Source organism: Streptomyces sp. NBC_00076, assembly GCF_045041235.1.
Taxonomy (GTDB): domain Bacteria; phylum Actinomycetota; class Actinomycetes; order Streptomycetales; family Streptomycetaceae; genus Streptomyces.
Genome location: NZ_CP108242.1, coordinates 10,422,178 through 10,439,370 on the forward strand (window position 1 = coordinate 10,422,178; position 17,193 = coordinate 10,439,370).

The 17,193-nt window shown below is 70.3% G+C and carries 12 protein-coding genes and 1 pseudogene; 5 read left to right on the forward strand and 8 right to left on the reverse strand.

The features are described 5' to 3' along the window. Nucleotides 1-184: 184 nt before the first annotated feature. The 3 genes from OHA64_RS46520 to OHA64_RS46530 form a co-directional block, all read right to left on the reverse strand. Nucleotides 185-1,570: a hypothetical protein gene (locus OHA64_RS46520; protein ID WP_405623352.1), complete on the reverse strand. Its 1,386-nt coding sequence runs from the start codon at nucleotides 1,568-1,570 to the stop codon at nucleotides 185-187. A 65-nt stretch (nucleotides 1,571-1,635) separates the two neighbouring features. Further along, the gene (locus OHA64_RS46525) at nucleotides 1,636-2,880 is read right to left on the reverse strand and encodes a CU044_5270 family protein (RefSeq protein WP_405623354.1); all 1,245 of its coding nucleotides are present in this window, start codon (nucleotides 2,878-2,880) and stop codon (nucleotides 1,636-1,638) included. After that, complete coding sequence (locus tag OHA64_RS46530) at nucleotides 2,877-3,536, reverse strand: RNA polymerase sigma factor (protein ID WP_405623355.1); 660 nt, start codon at nucleotides 3,534-3,536, stop codon at nucleotides 2,877-2,879. Before OHA64_RS46530 ends, OHA64_RS46525 begins: the two co-directional genes overlap by 4 nt. A gap of 251 nt (nucleotides 3,537-3,787) precedes the next feature. Here OHA64_RS46530 and OHA64_RS46535 point away from each other — a divergent pair, with 251 nt between their 5' ends. After that, on the forward strand, nucleotides 3,788-4,870 hold the full coding sequence (locus OHA64_RS46535; RefSeq protein WP_405623357.1) for a MerR family transcriptional regulator: 1,083 nt from the start codon (nucleotides 3,788-3,790) through the stop codon (nucleotides 4,868-4,870). A gap of 104 nt (nucleotides 4,871-4,974) precedes the next feature. On the opposite strand, the gene OHA64_RS46540 is transcribed toward OHA64_RS46535, so the two are convergent. Continuing rightward, nucleotides 4,975-5,928 (reverse strand): AraC family transcriptional regulator, encoded by a 954-nt coding sequence (locus OHA64_RS46540; protein ID WP_405623358.1) that lies wholly within the window; start codon nucleotides 5,926-5,928, stop codon nucleotides 4,975-4,977. Between the two features lie 100 nt (nucleotides 5,929-6,028). Here OHA64_RS46540 and OHA64_RS46545 point away from each other — a divergent pair. Beyond that, a pseudogene (locus OHA64_RS46545) lies at nucleotides 6,029-6,949 on the forward strand (MBL fold metallo-hydrolase). 61 nt (nucleotides 6,950-7,010) lie between these two features. Here the strand turns inward: OHA64_RS46545 and OHA64_RS46550 are convergent. Both OHA64_RS46550 and OHA64_RS46555 read right to left on the reverse strand, forming a co-directional pair. After that, complete coding sequence (locus tag OHA64_RS46550; RefSeq protein WP_405623360.1) at nucleotides 7,011-7,910, reverse strand: NAD-dependent protein deacetylase; 900 nt, start codon at nucleotides 7,908-7,910, stop codon at nucleotides 7,011-7,013. Nucleotides 7,911-8,233: 323 nt separating this feature from the next. After that, nucleotides 8,234-9,835, reverse strand: coding sequence for a GMC family oxidoreductase (locus tag OHA64_RS46555; protein WP_405623361.1), 1,602 nt, complete (start codon nucleotides 9,833-9,835; stop codon nucleotides 8,234-8,236). Nucleotides 9,836-10,113: 278 nt separating this feature from the next. Between OHA64_RS46555 and OHA64_RS46560 the strand changes: the two genes are divergently transcribed. Then, nucleotides 10,114-11,835 carry a serine/threonine-protein kinase gene (locus OHA64_RS46560; protein ID WP_405623363.1) on the forward strand — a complete coding sequence of 574 codons (1,722 nt, stop codon included), beginning with the start codon at nucleotides 10,114-10,116 and terminating at the stop codon, nucleotides 11,833-11,835. A gap of 40 nt (nucleotides 11,836-11,875) precedes the next feature. On the opposite strand, the gene OHA64_RS46565 is transcribed toward OHA64_RS46560, so the two are convergent. Both OHA64_RS46565 and OHA64_RS46570 read right to left on the reverse strand, forming a co-directional pair. Beyond that, a complete protein-coding gene (locus OHA64_RS46565; protein ID WP_405623364.1) occupies nucleotides 11,876-14,221 on the reverse strand; it encodes an ABC transporter permease in 2,346 nt (781 codons plus the stop codon). After that, nucleotides 14,218-14,910 carry an ABC transporter ATP-binding protein gene (locus OHA64_RS46570; protein WP_405623365.1) on the reverse strand — a complete coding sequence of 231 codons (693 nt, stop codon included), beginning with the start codon at nucleotides 14,908-14,910 and terminating at the stop codon, nucleotides 14,218-14,220. The genes OHA64_RS46565 and OHA64_RS46570 overlap by 4 nt, the downstream gene beginning before the upstream one ends. A 213-nt stretch (nucleotides 14,911-15,123) precedes the next feature. Here OHA64_RS46570 and OHA64_RS46575 point away from each other — a divergent pair, with 213 nt between their 5' ends. Further along, nucleotides 15,124-16,419: a sensor histidine kinase gene (locus tag OHA64_RS46575; RefSeq protein WP_405623367.1), complete on the forward strand. Its 1,296-nt coding sequence runs from the start codon at nucleotides 15,124-15,126 to the stop codon at nucleotides 16,417-16,419. Beyond that, nucleotides 16,416-17,189: a response regulator gene (locus OHA64_RS46580; RefSeq protein ID WP_405623368.1), complete on the forward strand. Its 774-nt coding sequence runs from the start codon at nucleotides 16,416-16,418 to the stop codon at nucleotides 17,187-17,189. The genes OHA64_RS46575 and OHA64_RS46580 overlap by 4 nt, the downstream gene beginning before the upstream one ends. The last annotated feature ends 4 nt before the right edge of the window (nucleotides 17,190-17,193 follow it).

Sequence of the window (17,193 nt, forward strand, 5' to 3'; positions counted from 1 at the left end):
TCGGCTCACAAGCCGATTACTGCGGCCCGCGTCGCATTGCGGCGCTGTCACCTGCCTCTCGTGGCGCGGCGGTGGCCACCTTCGTACCCATGGCGAGCCACGGACAAGACAATGAGCGCACGTTCGCCTGTGGCCCGCATCCGTGTGCGGGCCACAGGCGGTCCGTACCGTCAGGGATCCTCCGTCAGCGGATCCCGCGCGAGACCAGCAGGCCGCAGGACTCCGTCACGCTGTCACACGCGGCGTTGCCCGCGGCCCATACGGCGCGGGTGCCGGGAATGTCTTCGATGTCGAAGATCGTGCTGCCCCAGCTCGTCGAGGTGAGTTCCGCCGGAAGGTCCTCGGCGGTCCAGGTGGTGCCGTCCCAGCGGGAGAGCCGCGAGTGGCTGTCGCCCTGGGGCAGCCAGCCCGCGACCCAGACGCCCCCCGAGCCGTCCGCGCCCGCGGCGTTCACTTCGTCGATCCCGGGGGCGGGCAGCTGCTGCCATCTGCGGCCGTCCCAGCGCGCGGAGAGCAGCCCGCTCGGCACCTGGGGGTCGTTGGTCTTGCCGAGCACATGAACCGTTCCGCGCCTGGTCGACACGATGTGGTTGGCTATCCAGCCGGAGTCGTACGCGTACGGGCCGGGGATGGCCTTCACCGTCCAGCGGCGGCCGTCGAAGTGGTAGAGCAGGGGCTTGGCGACGCCGTCCGTTTCACTGTGCGCGCTGACCCACACGTCGTCGGGTCCGGTGCCCGCGATGGCCGAGGGCTCCACCGGACTGCCGTCCGGTGCCTGGGGCAGTGCCGTACGGCTCCACTTGCGGCCGTCCCAGTGCTCCAGCTGCCCGGAGTAGGCCTTTGCGGGGTCCGCCGCTGTCGGGTTCCAGTCCATGGTGGTCAGCCACACGGAGTCCGCGCCCACCGACTCCAGGTTCAGGACGAAGCGGAGCGAGCCCTCGGCGGGTGCCGGACGCGACACCGGCTTCCAGCGGGTGCCGTCCCAGTGCTGGAGCACGATCGGGCTGGCGGTCTCGGGGAGCGCGGAGCCCTTGCGGAGCCGGTCCGCCAGGGTGTCCGGCAACCGGTCCAGGAGCGTGTCCGGCAGCCGGCGGGCTGTGGGGCGCTCCGGCATCCGGGCGGCAGCTGAGGAGGCGGTGCCGACTTCGACGTCGCCGTACGTCCCGGCCGCCCAGACGTCGTCCGGGCCCGAGGCGGCCACCGCGTCGAACTTCGCGGGTCTGCCGCCGGTGTCCGCGGGCGGAACATCGCTCCATCGGGTGCCGTCCCAGTGCTGGGCCACCGGAACCGAAAACCAGGACTCGTCGAATGTGTTGCCAACCGCCCACGCGTCGGTCCGGCCCGTCGCGGTGACGTCGTAGAAGTCGGTCGACTGCGCCGCGGACAGCGGTAATGCCAGTTTCCAGGGCGTCTTCGCGAGGGCGGCCTTTTGCCCGGCCGGTGCTTGCGTCTGTGCCTGCGACTGCGCCTTCGCCTGCGCGGCATACGGCGTGAGCGCGATGGCGCAGGCCGCGAGCGCGGTGGCCACGCGGGTGGCGGGTGAAGCCAACCGTCGTACGGGTGTTGTCATCTTCTCCTGTGCTCCTACTGGTTGCCGTGCTCTTGCTGAAAGGTGTTCCGCCGGATCACGCACGCTCAGCGCTTGGCGTTCTCCGGCACCTTGATCTGGCTGTCGCCCCAACTCATGTGCGTCGTCGCCGTGTAGTTCACCGTCGTGCCCGCGTCGAGCCCCGCCTCCCGGGCCCTGGCCGACGGTGCGACCAGCACGAGCTGCTCGCAGAGCATCCCGCCGGTGGACGGGTCAACGACCAGCCGCTGCTCCACGCCCCCCAGCGGCGTCTCATGCGTGCCGGGGAACGCGACACCGGTGCCCTCGCGCCCCAGCGGATCGGTGACACGCCCCAGCCCCCGGACGCCGGGCTGTTCCGCCATCACCCGGTACGCGGCCGCCCGGACAGCGGGCTTCACCGGCATCGTGATGAGATCGGCCGCCTGGCGCAGCACGTAGGCGGTGCGGTCCTTGATCTCGGCATCGCTGTCCTCCCCGTGTAGCCGCTCCAGCTCTCGGCGCAACTCGCCGCTGCTGGCGGGCAGTTCACGCAGATCCTGGTAGGAGATGTTGCGCGGGCCGAGGGCGTAGATCTTGTCGTCGGCGTCGGTCCGCATGACCATCGGCCGCCCGGTCCCCATCGTGTACCCGAGCGTGCCGCCTTCGGCGTTCCCCGTGACCTCGGCCTGCATCGTCTCGGGTGAGCCGGCGGCCCGCCAGCGTGCCGCGTCCGCCTCGGTGCGGGGGGCGGTCACGCCGTTCAGGCCGGAGACCATCAGGCTCCGGGTTCCCGGGCGCACACCCACCGACCACTCGTCGGTCGACGTGGTGCGAACGGCGAAGAGCTGCCCTTGCTCGCCGACGACGTCCACGTCCTCCGAGCGTGTGGTGGTCTGCCAGTACGTCCCGTCGGCGGTTGACGTCTCCGCCTTCTTCGCCACACTGAGCAGTTCGAGGCGGCCGTCGACGCGGACGTCACCCTGGCCGTGCGACGTGGACGAACCCGGTCCTGCGGCAGCGGCGGAGGACTGCTGGGGCGCGCCCGGGCGCTCGCCCGAAGGATCCCGGTCGAGAGAGCTCACGACCACCGCGGACGCCGCGACGGCTGCAAGGGCCGCTACCGTCCCGAGCGGCCGGATTCCGCCCCGCAGGCGTCCCGTCACCCGGAAACCCGCCGCGCGATTGTCCATCCCTCCGGCCAGGATGCGTGCCAGGTCCTCACGCTGCCGCGGGGAGTCCGCCAGCCTGGACGGGTCCAGTTCGTCGGGCCGGGCGCCCGCGAGTACCTTCATGACGTCAGGCCGCCCGGACCGTTCGCGGGTGTTCTTCATGTGAGTGCTCCTTTGCGATCAGTGCGGCGCGGGGCCTGTGCGCGTGGTGCGGAGTCCGTTGTCCGCGCGGATACCGACTTCTGCACGGACGCCGGTTCCGGTCCGGGGCCCGGCTCTGGTACAGGTACTGCTGCCTCCCGTACGGGAGCCGTGACTGCCAGGTGCGAAGGCTCCAGGGCTTTCTCCAGGCGGCGGCGGGCCCGGTGCAGCCGGACGGTCAGCGTCGCGGTGGTGCAGCCCAGGACCCGTGCGGCCTGCTTGGCGCTCAGCCCGTGCCAGGCGATGAGCGTCAGCAGTTCCCGGTCGGCGTCGGACAGGCTTGCCAGGGCCTGCAGGGCGGTTTCCCGATCGGTCACGTCCGCCGCGACGTCGCCGACGTCGGTCCGGGTACTGCTGCTGATGCGCTGTGCCTCCGCGGCGGCGAGGGCGTACTGCTGGCTGTCCCGGCGACGAAGCTCGCGCACCAGGTTGCGGGCCACTCCTAGAAGCCAGGGCAGCGCGGGTTGCGGAATGTCCCGCACCCGCCGCCAGGCCACGGTGAATGTCTCGCTGGTGATGTCCTCTCCTACCTGCCGTCCCACCAGGCTCGCGGTGTAGGCGAGGACGCGCGGATAGCACTCCTCGTAGATGTCCCGGAAGCGTTGGGCATGTGTCATGCGCCGTTCCTCATATCGGCTCTCATGCCAAGCAATGCGCGCAGCGGCCCACTTCTTACAGGGGAGCCGAAATCCAACGGTGTGGTCCGCATCACGCAGGTCTCCCGTCGGCGCACAGGACGTTACGGGGGGACCAGCGAGCCGGCTGCCGCCTGTCCCCACATCACCGTGCAGGTACTGCACTTCGAACAGGGCGACACCTCAGCCCGACACATGGTGGAGGGCGCAGAGTTCTGGGTGTGGAGAGCGAGATGCGCAGTATTGGTGAGATGGCCCGGGACAGCGGACTGAGTGTGAGTGCCCTGCGGTTCTACGACGGTGCCGGCGTGCTGGTGCCGGCATGGGTGGATCCGGTTACCGGCTACCGCTGGTACGGCCCCGAACAGCTGGAAGAAGCCCGGTTACTGGCCCGGCTGCGGCGGGCGGGTATGCCGTTGGCGGACATTCGGCTGGTACTGGCCGGCTGGTCCAGCCAGGACACCGACCTGGTGCGGAAGCTGCTTCAGGCGCATCTGCGCCGTCTTGAACTGGGACTGTCCGATGCCCGCAGTGAGTTCTCCACGCTCCGAGCGCTACTCGAATGCAGGGAGAAATCCATGACCATGCTCCGCACCGCCACCGTCCGGCTGGCTGTCTCCGCGCCTGAGCTGGCCGCCGCGTTGGACGCGGTCCGCTTCGCCGCCAGTTCCGATCCGGAGCTGCCGATGCTGGGCGGTGTCCTGTTCGACATCGAGGGTGAGGCGCTCCATGTGGTGGCCACCGACCGGTACCGGATGGCTGTCGGACATGCCGCTACCACAGGGCATGACAGGCCCCGTGTGCAGGTCATCGTCCCGTCCCCGCTCGCCGACGCGATGCGGGCGCTGTTGAGCGACGACGCGTCCGTCCAGCTCGTTGTGGAGGGTGACCGCGTCGCCTTGGAGACGGGGGACCGTCAGGTGGCAGGCCAGTGCCTTGATCACGACTTCCCTGATTACCGTCGCCTCCTCCGCCTGCCGGCAGGACACCGTGCGCTCATCGATGTCGAGGCCTTTCGGGAGGCGGTGGAAACCGGTCCCGTCCGTGCAAGCGAGGTGCGCGAGCAGGACGGTGTTTCCTTCGACCTCAGTGTGCTCAAGGTGACGGCTGACGGCGTGGTGACCGTCTGCGAAGACGTTGAGGACGACCCGGACCACGTCGCCGTCAACCGCGAGTTCCTCCTGCACGCCATCGCCGCCGGAGCCCGGGACCAGCTGGTCCTGGAGTTCGGCGCTGCTACGGCGCCCCTGGCGATCCGCCGGACCGACACCGAGGACACCTTTTCGATCCTGATGCCTGTTCGCCTGGAGAACTGACCACGGGGCGGGGCCAGTCGCCGCTGATGGTCAACTGGGGACCGAGTTCAGGGCGCTGCTGTCATGGTCCTTGGACTCGGCTCCGGCAGTTCGGGCCGGGACAGTCATGAGGAAGTCAACAAGGACTCTCCCGTGGAGGCCGAACGCTCCGCTGTCTCAGCCCGGTACTGCCCCGGGGTAGTACCGAATTCCCGGCTGAAGGCGTGGGAGAGGGCGTAGGGGGTGCCGTATCCGACGCGGCGAGCGATGACGGCCAGCGGGTCCGGGGTGTCGCGGAGCAGAGTGGCGGCGAAAGTCAGGCGCCACCAGGTGAGGTACGCCATCGGCGGGCGGCCGACCAGGGTGGTGAAGCGGCGCGCCAGGGTGGCGCGGGACACGCCTGCCTCGGCGGCCAGGCTGTCGTTGGTCCACGGGGCGGCCGGGTCCGAGTGCAACGCCCGTAGGGCGGCGGCAGCCACGGGGTCGCCCAGCACGGTCGACCAGGTGCCGTCCGTGCCCTGGGCTGCCCAGGAGCGGATCATATAGACGAGGAGGAGGTCGAGCAGGCTGGGCACTGCGATGCAGGAGCCGGGGCCTTGTGCGCCCAGCTCGTGGCCCAGCAGGTCGACGGCGGCGCGCAGTTCGGGATGGGCGCCCACTCGGTTCGGCAGGTGGACGACCTTCGGCAGTTCCGCCATGAGCGGGTGCATGCGACTGCGGTCGAGCCGGTACTTGCCGCACAGCATCTGTACCTCGCCGGAGGCGGTTCGCGGCCCACGTGGCCCCCTCTCGTCGACCCATCGCTCAAATGCCACCGCCTGTTCGACGGTCGTCGCATCGGCGGGAGCGTCGGCGATCACATGTCCCGTGCCGTGCGGCAGCAGCACCACGTCACCCGCGCCGAGTGAGACGGGAGAGCCGCCGTCGGGCAGCAGCCAACAGCTGCCCTCCAGCAGCACATGGAAGCCCGCACCGTTGTACGGGGCGAGCCGCGCGCACCAACTCCCGCTCATTCGTACCCGGTTCGAGGAAGGACGCCCGATGCGTACCGCCGAGACTGCGTCGCTCACCACATCCATCGGGGCAGGGTACCAAGAGCATCAGCGGTGATACGGATGCGTAGTCGCTTGAGCAAAACAGGCATTGAGAGGCTCACCTATCCTTCCTAGGGTCGACGGCATGAAGAGTGAGAGTGTGCAGAGCATCGTGCTCGGCGAGGTCGAGATCATCCGAGTCGTCGAGTGGTAAGGGGCGCTCGTGCCCGCTCGCGGCCTGGTTCCGGAGTCGGGTGCGCAGGTGTGGAAGGGCAACGAGGGCTGGCTGGCGCCGGATCACTGGGAACCGGACAGCGGCAGGGTGGTGATCGCGCTGCGGACCTGGGTGCTGCGCAGCGGCGGACGGACCGTCTTGGTCGACACCGGTGTGGGCAACGGGCGCGAGCGGCCCGGCTCTGCTCACTTCCACCACTGGCAGGGCGATTTCCTGGGTGGGCTGGCGCGGGTCGGAGTCCGGCCGGCGGACGTCGACATCGTCGTCAACACCCACGTCCACGGTGATCACGTCGGGTGGAACACCGTGGACGTGGACGGAGGATGGGAGCCCACGTTCCCCAACGCGCAGTACCTCATCCCGGCCGCGGACGACTTCCACTTCGGCCCGGACAACGGGTACGGGAACGGCCGCAGGGAGGATGACCGGCTGATCTACGAGGACAGCATCGCGCCCGTCCACCGGGCCGGGCGGAGCGTCCTGTGGGACGGCACCCACCGTATCGACGAGTACCTCACTCTGGAGTCTGCGCCAGGCCACACGCCCGGCTCGTCCGTGCTGCGGCTCGCATCCGGGAGTGACCGGGCGGTTTTCGTCGGCGATCTTCTGCACAGCCCGGTACAGGTCCTCACACCCTCCTGCAACAGTTGCTTCTGTCTGGATGCGGAACAAGCAGTGGCCAGCCGTCGTCGGGTCCTTGAACGCGCCGCTGCCGAGAGGGAGTTGGTCGTCCCCGCACATTTCGGTGGGGCGGGTGCCGTGGAAGTGCGGCAAGAGGGCGGCGGGTTCACCCTCGGACGGTGGGCGTCCTACGGTACTGAGTTGAATTAGCCGGACGGTGCGGTGTGCGCCCAAACAGCCCGGTGGCAGTCGACCACCGGCAAGCTCCCACTCAGGCCGTCGCCTGACCGTCGACGGGGATGTTCAGCCGGTCGGCCAATGAGGTGAGGGCGGTGCCGAGGGGGAGTGCGACCCGGGTGAGGGCGTGCTGGTCGCCCCGGGTCGGGTCCCGATTGACGATCAGTACCGGCGTTTCGGCCAGGGCCGCCTGACGGACGAACCGCAACCCAGACATCACCGTGAGTGAGGATCCCAGAACCAGCAGCGAGGACGCCTCCCGGACCAGCGTGCGGCAGTGCTCGACCCGCTGCGGCGGAACGGCCTCGCCGAAGAACACCACGTCCGGTTTGAGGATGCCGCCGCAGTCCGTGCAGGGCACCAAGCGGAAGTCCTTGACCTGTTCGTCGGTGAGGTCGGCGTCACCGTCCGGGTTGATTCCGGCGGCGACCGGCTCGAAGCCGATATTGGCCTCCTCCAGCCGCCGGGCGAGTTCGCGGCGAGGGGTAAGGGCGCCGCAGGACAGGCAGACGACCCGGGCCAGGCTTCCGTGAAGTTCGACGACGCCCTCGCTGCCGGCGGTCTGGTGCAGGCCGTCGACGTTCTGGGTGATCACCCCCGACAGCAGGCCGTGCCGCCCGAACGCGGCGACCGCCCGGTGCCCGGCGTTGGGGCGGGCGCGACCGAAGGTGCGCCAGCCGAGGTGGCTGCGCGCCCAGTACCGCCGCCGGGCCTGGGCGCCGGCGGTGAAGTCCTGGTAGGTCATCGGGGTGTGCCGGCTCAGGCTCCCGCCATCGCCCCGGTAGTCGGGGATGCCCGACTCCGTGGAGAGACCCGCCCCGCTGAGAACCACCACACCGCCGGAGCCCAGCGCATCGGCGACCGGCTCCAGATCCGTGGTGCCCGGCGGCAGGTCCGCGGCAGGGGTCCAGCTCAGTGTGGGGCGCATGCGCATGCCGCCAGGATACGGAACGGGCTGCCACCGCCCGGTCCTGCCGCGATTCCACCGTCGGGTGGTGTGCTGCTTCCGCGAGGGCGGACGCGTTCCGTGTTCAGCCGGTTGACCGGCATCCGCGGCACCAGCGGCAGCGACGACCGTGAGGGAGGAACCCAGTGAACCTGCCCCGCCGGCGAGGCTTGACCGAGCAGGCAGCCGACGCCACGACACGGCCTGCCGCCTGCTGAGGCCGCCCTCGATCCGGCGCGGATTCAACGAGGTCGCCGGCAGAGTGGTCATGGACCGGATGACCTACCGCGGCTTCCTCACCGAGCTGCCGATCAGTTCCCGTCGAGGATGAGGTCGGAGGCCCGCCAGGCCATGGCCATGATCGGCGCGTTGAGATTGCCGGACACCATCGTCGGCATGACCGAGCAGTCGACGACTCGCAGGCCCTCGATGCCGCGCACGCGCAGTTGGGGATCGACGACATCGTCGTCGGCCGGACCCATGGCGCAGGTGCCGATGGCGTGGTAGCCGCAGCGCCCGTGATCAAGGCCCGCGTCTATGATCTCCTGGTCCTCCCGTACCGAGGGGCCCGGCAGGGTTTCGGCCGCTATCCGCCCGGCGATCGGCTCGGTCTCGAAGAGTTCACGCATTCTGCGGAACAGGGCGGTTCCCACGGTGCGGTCGTGGTCGGAGCCGTAGTAGTTCGCCGTGATGGTGAGGGGTGCCTCGGGGTCCGCCGAGGCGATGTGCAAACTTCCCTCGGCGGTGGGGCGCAGGATGTAACCGAGGCCCATGACACCGGGCTCGCGTTCGACGCCCGTCTCCTTGCCGGGGGTCTCCGGCGTCAGGGACACCGGCGCCATCAGCAACTGGGCGTCCGGGCGGTCGATTTCGGGACGGCTCTTGAAGAAGGCGATCACGTCGAAGGCGGGCGCGGCCAGTGGACCACGGCGGGTCGCGAGGTAGCGCACACCGGACAGGCTCTGTCGCAGTGGGGTACTCAGTGCCTTGTTGTAGCCGAGGTTGTCCTTGAGCCGGTACTGGACGACGAAGCAGCGGTGCTCGCGCATCCTGCCACCGACGTGCGGGCTGTCGACGAGGACATCGACGCCCGCCGACTTGAGCGTCTCAGCCGGTCCGATGCCCGAGAGTTGCAGGATCTTCGGCGTGGCGATGCTGCCTGCCGAGAGGATCACCTCGCGTCGGGCGCGGAAGCCGGTCTCCTGGTCCTTACCGCGGGTCCGTACGCCGACGGCCCTGCCGTTCTCGGTCAGGACCCGGGTGACGAGGGTGTCCACCGACACGGTCAGGTTCGGCCGGTGTTCGACCGGGTGCAGGAAGGCTCGGGCGGCGCTGAACCGCTGTCCGTTCTTGATGGTGGCCATGGAGTAGCCGATGCGTTCGTCGTCGCTCGCGTTGAGGTCGTCGGTGCGGGCCCAGCCGAGTCCGGTTCCGGCGGCGATCGCCTCCTCACAGAGCCGTTCCGGCCTGGGTGCGGTCGAGATGTGCAGCGGCCCGCCCTCGCCTCGGACCTCGGAGGCGCCGAGTGCGTTGTCCTCGATCCGTTTGAAGACCGGGAGCATGGTGTCCCAGCCCCAGCCGGGGTTGCCGAGCCGCTCCAGTTCGTCGTAGTCGGCGCGGTCCCCGCGGTTGTAGACCATGCCGTTGACGGAACTCGATCCCCCCAGCGTCCGGCCCCGGGCCCAGTACTCGACCCGCCGGGTCGGGCCCACCGGCTCGACCGGGTAGTGCCAGGCGTAGCGGGGGTCACCCAGGAGCTTGCCGAAGCCCTTGGGCATTTTGATCAGCGGAGTGGAGTCCCTTCCCCCCGCCTCGATCAACAACACGGTCGTCCCAGGGTCCTCGGACAGACGGTTGGCGAGCACACACCCCGCCGAACCGGCACCCACCACGATGTAGTCGAACGTCGTCATCCGTACTCCCTGCCCCATAGAGCCTCGGCCGACCGCTGTTCAGGGACCGGTCCATGGCTGATCGCAGCCCGGCCGAAGGCCAGGAGGGCCAGCACAGAGCCCGTACGGCTAACGGTACATTGAGTTAAATCTATTGGATATATCAAGGGCCTGGCGGCGCAGCACCGCGAGCCGGCCTCTGTTCGAACCGGTAGTGTCTCCGTCGCGCAGGGCAAGCTGACGCACACGGGGAGAGCGGGGCACGGATGCACGTCCTGGAGCCGGGGGATCCGCGGCGGATGGGAGACTTCACGCTGGTCGGCAGGCTGGGTGCCGGCGGTATGGGCCAGGTCTTCCTGGGACGTTCCGCGGGCGGACGGGCCGCAGCGGTGAAGGTGGTCAAGGCGGCGCTGGCCGAAGACCCTGAGTTCCGGGCGAGGTTCCGCCAGGAGGTCGCCGCGCTGCACCGGGTGGGCGGTGAGTGGACGGCGCCCGTGCTGGGCGCCGACACCGAAGCCGCGGCCCCGTGGGTGGCCACCGAGTACGTGCCCGGCCCTTCACTGCACCAGGTCGTCGGGTCGAGCTATGGGCCACTGCCCGAGGCCACACTGCATTCCCTGGCCTGGCGGCTCGCCCGTGCACTGCGCGCCATCCACGGCGCGGGCCTGGTGCATCGTGACCTCAAGCCGTCGAACATCCTGCTGACCGTCGACGGCCCGCGCATCATCGACTTCGGTATCGCCCGGGCACTCGACACCGTGGCGGGCAGTCTGCGTACCTCCACGGGGGTCGTGCTCGGCTCGCCCGGTTTCATGTCGCCGGAGCAGGTGCGCGGACAGCGGGTGACGCCTGCCGCTGACATGTTCAGTCTCGGCTCCGTTCTGGTGTACGCGGCGACGGGGCGGCTGCCGTTCGGTTCCTCCGAACTGGGGCTGCACGCGCTGATGTTCCGTATCGCCGAGGAGGAGCCGGACCTCACCGGGGTGCCGCCGACGCTGACCGATCTGGTGACCGCCTGCCTGGCCAAGGACCCGCAGCGGCGGCCCACAGCCGCGCAGCTCGCCGTCCACACCGGCACCGACGCGGACGGCCCTTGGCTGCCCGCGGAGCTGCTGGCTGAACTCGGTCGGCTCGCGGCCCGGATACTCACCGCGGAGACACCGCCGCAGGGCTCGTCGGCGCCGACGCGGTCCAAGCGGCGGTGGCGGCCGGTCCTCGCGGGAGTGGTGGCACTGGCCGCGGTGGCCACGGGCACGGCGCTGGCACTGCGTGACGACGAGAAGGAACCCGCGGCGGGCAGCGCACCTTCGGCGAGTGCGTCGCGGGGTACCGAGACGGGCATCCCCGACGAGTTCATCGGCGCCTGGGAAGGCGTAGTCGAAGGCAATTCCGACATGCCGAAACGCGTACTGCGGCTGGAAATCTCGCCCGGCAGTCCGGGCGAGAAGGCCGCCGCGTACATCGACACCGACGGCGACCTCCAGTGCACGGGTCGCAGCACGCTGGTCTCCGCCGATGCCGACACACTGGTCGTCGGCAAGGGCCAGGTGACCGCAGGCGTGCCGCAGGGACGCTGCACGCCGCTGTCGCAGCAGACCCTCAAGGTGCGGTCACGGGACGTACTGGTGTGGAAGTCCGGCGACCTGACGGCCGACTTCTACCGGTCGGTCGGCGGACGAGACGCGGTGCCGGACCAGTACGTCGGCACCTGGGTGCCGGCCAACGAGACATATCGAGCGAAGGAGTTGGTCCGGATCGCGCAGGGCCCGGTCGGTGGCCGCCTGGTGCGGATGTCGGTCACGGCGGGCATGGACGACGGCACGGAGCAGTACTGCGACGGCACCTTCGTCATCGGCGCGGTGTCCCCGGTGCTGGCGCTCAGCCCGGCGACGTACACCGCGGAGTCGGGCAAGGGCTGCCGTCAGTCCGACTCGGTCTTCTTCACTGCCGCCCGCGACGGCAATCTGCTGCTGTTCAGCATGGCCGCGGACGCGGAACCGGCAGAGTACGTGCGGAAGTAATGACCCCGCCCCAGACGGCAGTTGCACCGTTTTCCCTTTTCTATTCGGTCCGCAGGGCGGTGGCGGTGCGTACTCTGGCGGCCCAGCTCGCCGGCAGCAGCGCGCCCAGGACGGCGATGAGCAGGCCGCCCAGGACCAGCAGGATCAGCTCGGCCGCGTGGTAGACGGCGAGGACGGAGCCGGGGAGGTCGAGGCCGACGCTGTGGCCCATGGCGGGGATGACCCAGCCGTGCAGAGTGACGCCGAGCGGAACGCCCAAGGCGCCGCCGACCAGTCCGGTCACGACGACGGAGGTGACAACCATCGTGATCATCTGCCGGGGAGTCATGCCCAGGGCTTTGTGGACGCCGAGTTCCCGGACGCGTTCGCGGGTGTCGAGCACGACCGCGTTGAGCACACCCAGCGCTGCGACGGCGACGAGCATCAACGTCAGAAGCGCGGACAGTGCGTTCAGGGTGACGACCATGTCGCTGCCGCCTTCGGCCCCTCCCGGTCGTGCGGTGACCCCCAGCGGCTTCAGGACCTCGTTCAGCGCGTCGACGTAAGTGGCCACGTCCGTACCGGACTTCACCGCGATGTGCTGTGTGGTGTCCGTCAGGTCCGGTTGCGCGGGTGCGAGCGTCGCAGCGTCGGTGAACACCTGCATGCCGTCGTTGCGGGGGTCGAGGACCTCGCCGACTATCCGGACCATGACCGACTTGCCCAGGCCGCCCAGCGTGACCGTGTCCCCGATGTGCGTACCGGTGGCGGTGAGGAAGGGGGTGGGTACCACGGCCTCGCGGGGCGTGGCGATCCAGCGGCCGGAGACCATGGTGTAGCCGCCCCAGGAGGCGTCGCCGGTGAAGGCGACCACTGTGGTGGTGCCGGCCACGCCGGGGACTGTGGCCCGGGCTGTCGCGGTGCTGTAGCGGATCCGGGTCGCGGGCTGGGCGTCGATCGCGGCGCCGATGGCGGCCGCATCGGGCTCGGGCTGCGTTGGGGCGATCGGACCGTCGGGGCCGAACTCTGGCAGAGGTGCGGCGACAGCGACGTCGGCGGCGTCGTGGGCCTTGGCCTTCGTCACTTCGCCGAGCGACGCCCCCATGCCGACGGTGAAGGTGATGGCGGCGGCGCCGAACAGGACCGCCGCCCCCATGCTCAGGGCACGGGCGGGGCGGGCGAAGGGGCGGGTCAGTCCCAGGGCGAGCGGCCGGGACACGGGGAGCCGTCCGGCCAGGCGGGCCGCCCACCGTCCGCGTTCCGTCCGCGCGGCACGCCCGACGGTGATCGCGTCGACCGTGCGCAGCCGTCCGGCCCGCCAGGCGCTCGCCCACGCGGTCAACGCGACCAGGCCGAGTACGCCGGCGGCCACGGCCGCGTCGACCCAGGGGGCGACGGTCAGGGAAGCGGTGCCGTAGAGGTCCTCGGTCTCCGACATCACCGGCACCGCCAAAAGGTGGCCCGCGAGAACGCCGAGCGCCGTGCCGACCGTCGCCGGGGTCAGCGCCTGGCTCACGTGGGCCCGCACGACCTGCGCCGGGGTGAAGCCGATGGCCTTGAGGACGCCGATCCGGCGCAGCCCCGCACCCACGGTGCCGGCGACCACGTTTCCCACGATGAGCACCGACATGACCAGCCCCAGGACACCGAACGCCAGGAGGAACGGTACGTACAGAGCGGTGTCGCGCTCTGCGGACGCCCTGACGGTGAGCCAGGACTGCGTCCCCGTCACGGCTTTGACTCCCGCCGTCACGGCCTTGCGGCCTGCCGAGACCTGTGCGGCCGTGTCGGCGGCGTCGAAGCGGTAGAGCATCTGGTAGCTGCCGCGGCGGCCGGGCGTGCTGAGCTCGGTGACCTGGGCCGGAGTCACCCATGCGTCGGCGCTCTGGGTGACCGAGCGGGCCGCGCCCACCACCTTCACGGTGGAGGCGCCGGGCCGGCCAGGGAAGGTGAGTTCGAGACCGAGGGTGGGGAACAGCGAGGCGTCTGCGTTGAGCACGATCTCGCCGGGTCGACTGGCCCAGCGTCCCGCGGTCAGCGTGAGGCCGTCGACCGCACCATCGGGATCGCCGCGGCCGACGACGGTCATCGGCCACGCATCCGGGCCGTCGTGGGTGCGGGGGGTGACCGACACTGCGCGGAACGGGCCTGCCGCGGCCGCCACCCCGTCGGCCTGCCCGGTCGCCTTCGCCCGCCCGGCGCCGATGCGGGCCGCGTCGAACTCGACGGACAGGTGCGCGCCGTGCTGCCGGGCGAAGGCATCGTCGAACGGTGCACCGGAGACCACCAGCAGCGAGCCTCCCAGGACGGACGCGGCGACCGCCATCATCGCGGTCAGGCCGATCACGATCGTCTGCACCCGGCGTCGTCCCACGCCCGAGCGCACCACCCGGCCCAGCGCGCTCATCGAGCCACCCCCGCGCGGAGGTCCTCGGCGATCCGACCGTCGATGATCCGCACCGTGCGATCAGTGCAGGAGCGTGCCAGCGCGAGGTCGTGAGTGACGACCACCAGCGTCTGGCCCTCGGCGTTGAGGTCCCTGAGGAGGTGGCTGACGTCCTGACCCGCGGCCGTGTCGAGCGCGCCGGTGGGTTCGTCGGCCAGGATCAGCGGGGGCCGGTTCATCAGTGCCCTGGCCACCGCGACGCGCTGGCGCTCACCACCGGACAGCCGCCCCGGGTAGGCGCGGGCGTGTCGGGCGATGCCGAGGATCTCGAGGAGTTCCGCCGCCCGGCGATGAGCTTCGCCTCGCGCCGTGCCCGCCAACTGCGCGGGAAGCGCGACGTTGTCCGCGACGGTCAGGTCGTCGAGCAGGTTGAAGAACTGGAAGACCATGCCGATTCTGGATCGCCGGTAGCGGGCCGCCGCGGCCTCGCCCAGCTGATCGACCCGTACGCCGTCCACCGTGGCGGTCCCCGTGTCCGGCCGGTCCAGGCCCGCGATCAGATTGAGGAGCGTGGACTTGCCGCTGCCGGACGGCCCGAGGATCGCGACGGCCTCACCGGGCCACACGGTCAGCGACGCGTCGTGCAGGGCGGGCGGCCCGTCGTCGTATCTGCGGCTCACGTCGCGCAGGTCGATCACCGGCTCGGTCATACAGGACTCCTTGAGTCAACACATCTGGCGACCTGGACGCTAGGCGGGCTCCCGCCCCGGCCGCGTCCTTCGCCCGAGCCGTTTCCGGTCCTCCGACGGGACGAGGGCCTGCCGGCCTCATACCTGAGAAGTAGACGGCTGATGTAGACGGCAGGCCAGGAGTGATCGCCAAGACGGATCCCAAGTGGACGCCACGGCGGTGACAATGTGTCAGTGACGAACGAGACGACAGCGGGGCACCGGCTGCGAGCGGCAGCCGGCCGTGCGCTGCGCCCGACCGGGTCGGCACCGCGCCTCACCCGGCGCGGCCGGCAGTTCGACCTGTTGGTGGCGATGGCCTTCGCCGTCACCACCGTGTACTACGCCATCGACGTCGCGGACAATCAGATTCGCGAGGTGCTTCCCGGTGTGCAGAAGGCGGTCCAACCGTCGGGAACGGACGCCGCGATCGCCCTGAGCGCCCTCGCCCTCGTCACCTCCGGTGCCCTGATACAGCGCCGCCGCTACCCACTCGCCGTGCTCTGCGTGGTGACCTGCCTGGCGATGCTCACCCCTCAGGACGTCGCGCGGCTGACCTTCTACCCCCTCGTCGTCGCCGTCTACAGCGCCGCCGCCTACAGCCCGTACAGGATCCCCACCCTGGCGGCCGTACCCACGGCGGTCCTCCTGGTCTACACGTCGGGCACCTCGACCACCCATGTCTACCCGTACCAGCCGGGCATCGTCCCGAACGAGTACGTGGTCCTGTGGATTCTCGGGCCCCTCGCGATGGCAGCCAACGGCCTGCGCACCTGGCGGGTACGCACCGACGAGGGCCGCGCCCGGCTGACCGCCGTGGAACGAGAGCAGGCCGAGGCGCTGCGCCGAGCCGTCGACGAGGAACGCGCCAGAATCGCCCGCGAACTGCACGACGTCGTCACCCACAACGTCAGCGTCATGGTCATCCAGGCCGGCGCCGCCCGCAGGGTCATGAGAGCCGTCCCCGACGAAGCCGACGAGGCACTGCTCGCCGTGGAGGCGAGCGGCCGGGCGGCCATGACCGAGCTGCGTCACGTGATGGGTCTGCTCACCATGGGCGGCGGCAATGAGGAGGCGACCCGCGCCGAGAACCTGACCCCACAGCCGGGTCTGGAGCAGCTGGAAACACTCATCGGGCGGGTCCGGGACACCGGCGTCCCGGTGGCCCTGGAGATCACCGGAGCAGTCCGCCCCATGCCGCCGGGCATCGAACTGACCGCGTACCGGGTTGTCCAGGAGGCACTGACCAACACCGTGAAACACGCGTCCGGGGCCAGCGCCACGGTCTCCGTCGAGTACGCCCCCGACCGGCTCCGGGTGGAAGTCTCCGACACCGGCGGCCGCCCTGGCCCTGGCGTGGCGACCGGGAACGGCCGCGGACTGCTCGGCCTGCGCGAGCGCCTCTCCGTCTACGACGGAACCCTGCGCACCGGCCAACGCCTCACCGGTGGCTACCGTGTCGAGGCACTCATCCCCCTGGAGGCACCGTGACCGAGCCGCCGCCGCGCGTGGTGCTCGCCGACGACCAGACCCTTGTCCGCACCGGATTCCGGATGATCCTGCGCTCCGACGGCATCGAGGTGGTCGCCGAGGCCACCAACGGCTCCGAGGCCGTCGACGCGGTCCGCCGTACCCGGCCCGACGTGGTCCTGATGGACGTGCGGATGCCGGAGATGGACGGCTTGGAAGCCACCCGCCGCATCCTCACCGGCATTGCGGGCGAGCCCCGAGTGATCATCTTGACCACCTTCGACCTCGACCAGTATGTCTACGCGGCGCTGTCCGCAGGGGCCAGCGGTTTCCTCCTCAAGGACGTCACCCCCGAGCAACTGATCTCCGCGGTCCGCACGGTCCGCTCCGGTGACGCGCTGCTCGCACCAGCTGTCACTCGGCGCCTGGTGGAGCGTTTTGCTGGGGGCGAACATCAGCGCAGTGCCGGAGGGGAACATCAGCCCGGAGCCGGATGCGAACATCGAAACAGCACGCAGCATGACAGTCACACCACTGCAATCCACCGCAACCTCGCCTCGCTGACCCCGCGCGAACGCGAAGTCCTGGGCCTGGTGGCCCGCGGGCTGAGCAACGTCGAAGTCGCCGACCACCTGCACCTGGCCGAGACGACCGTCAAGACCCACGTCTCCCGCGTCCTCGCCAAGCTCCAACTGCGTGACCGCGTCCAGGCCGTCATCGCCGCCTACGAGACGGGGCTGGTCAGCGTGGGCAGGCAGGAGTCCGCAGGGCCGTCCGCCGAATACCCGTGAACCG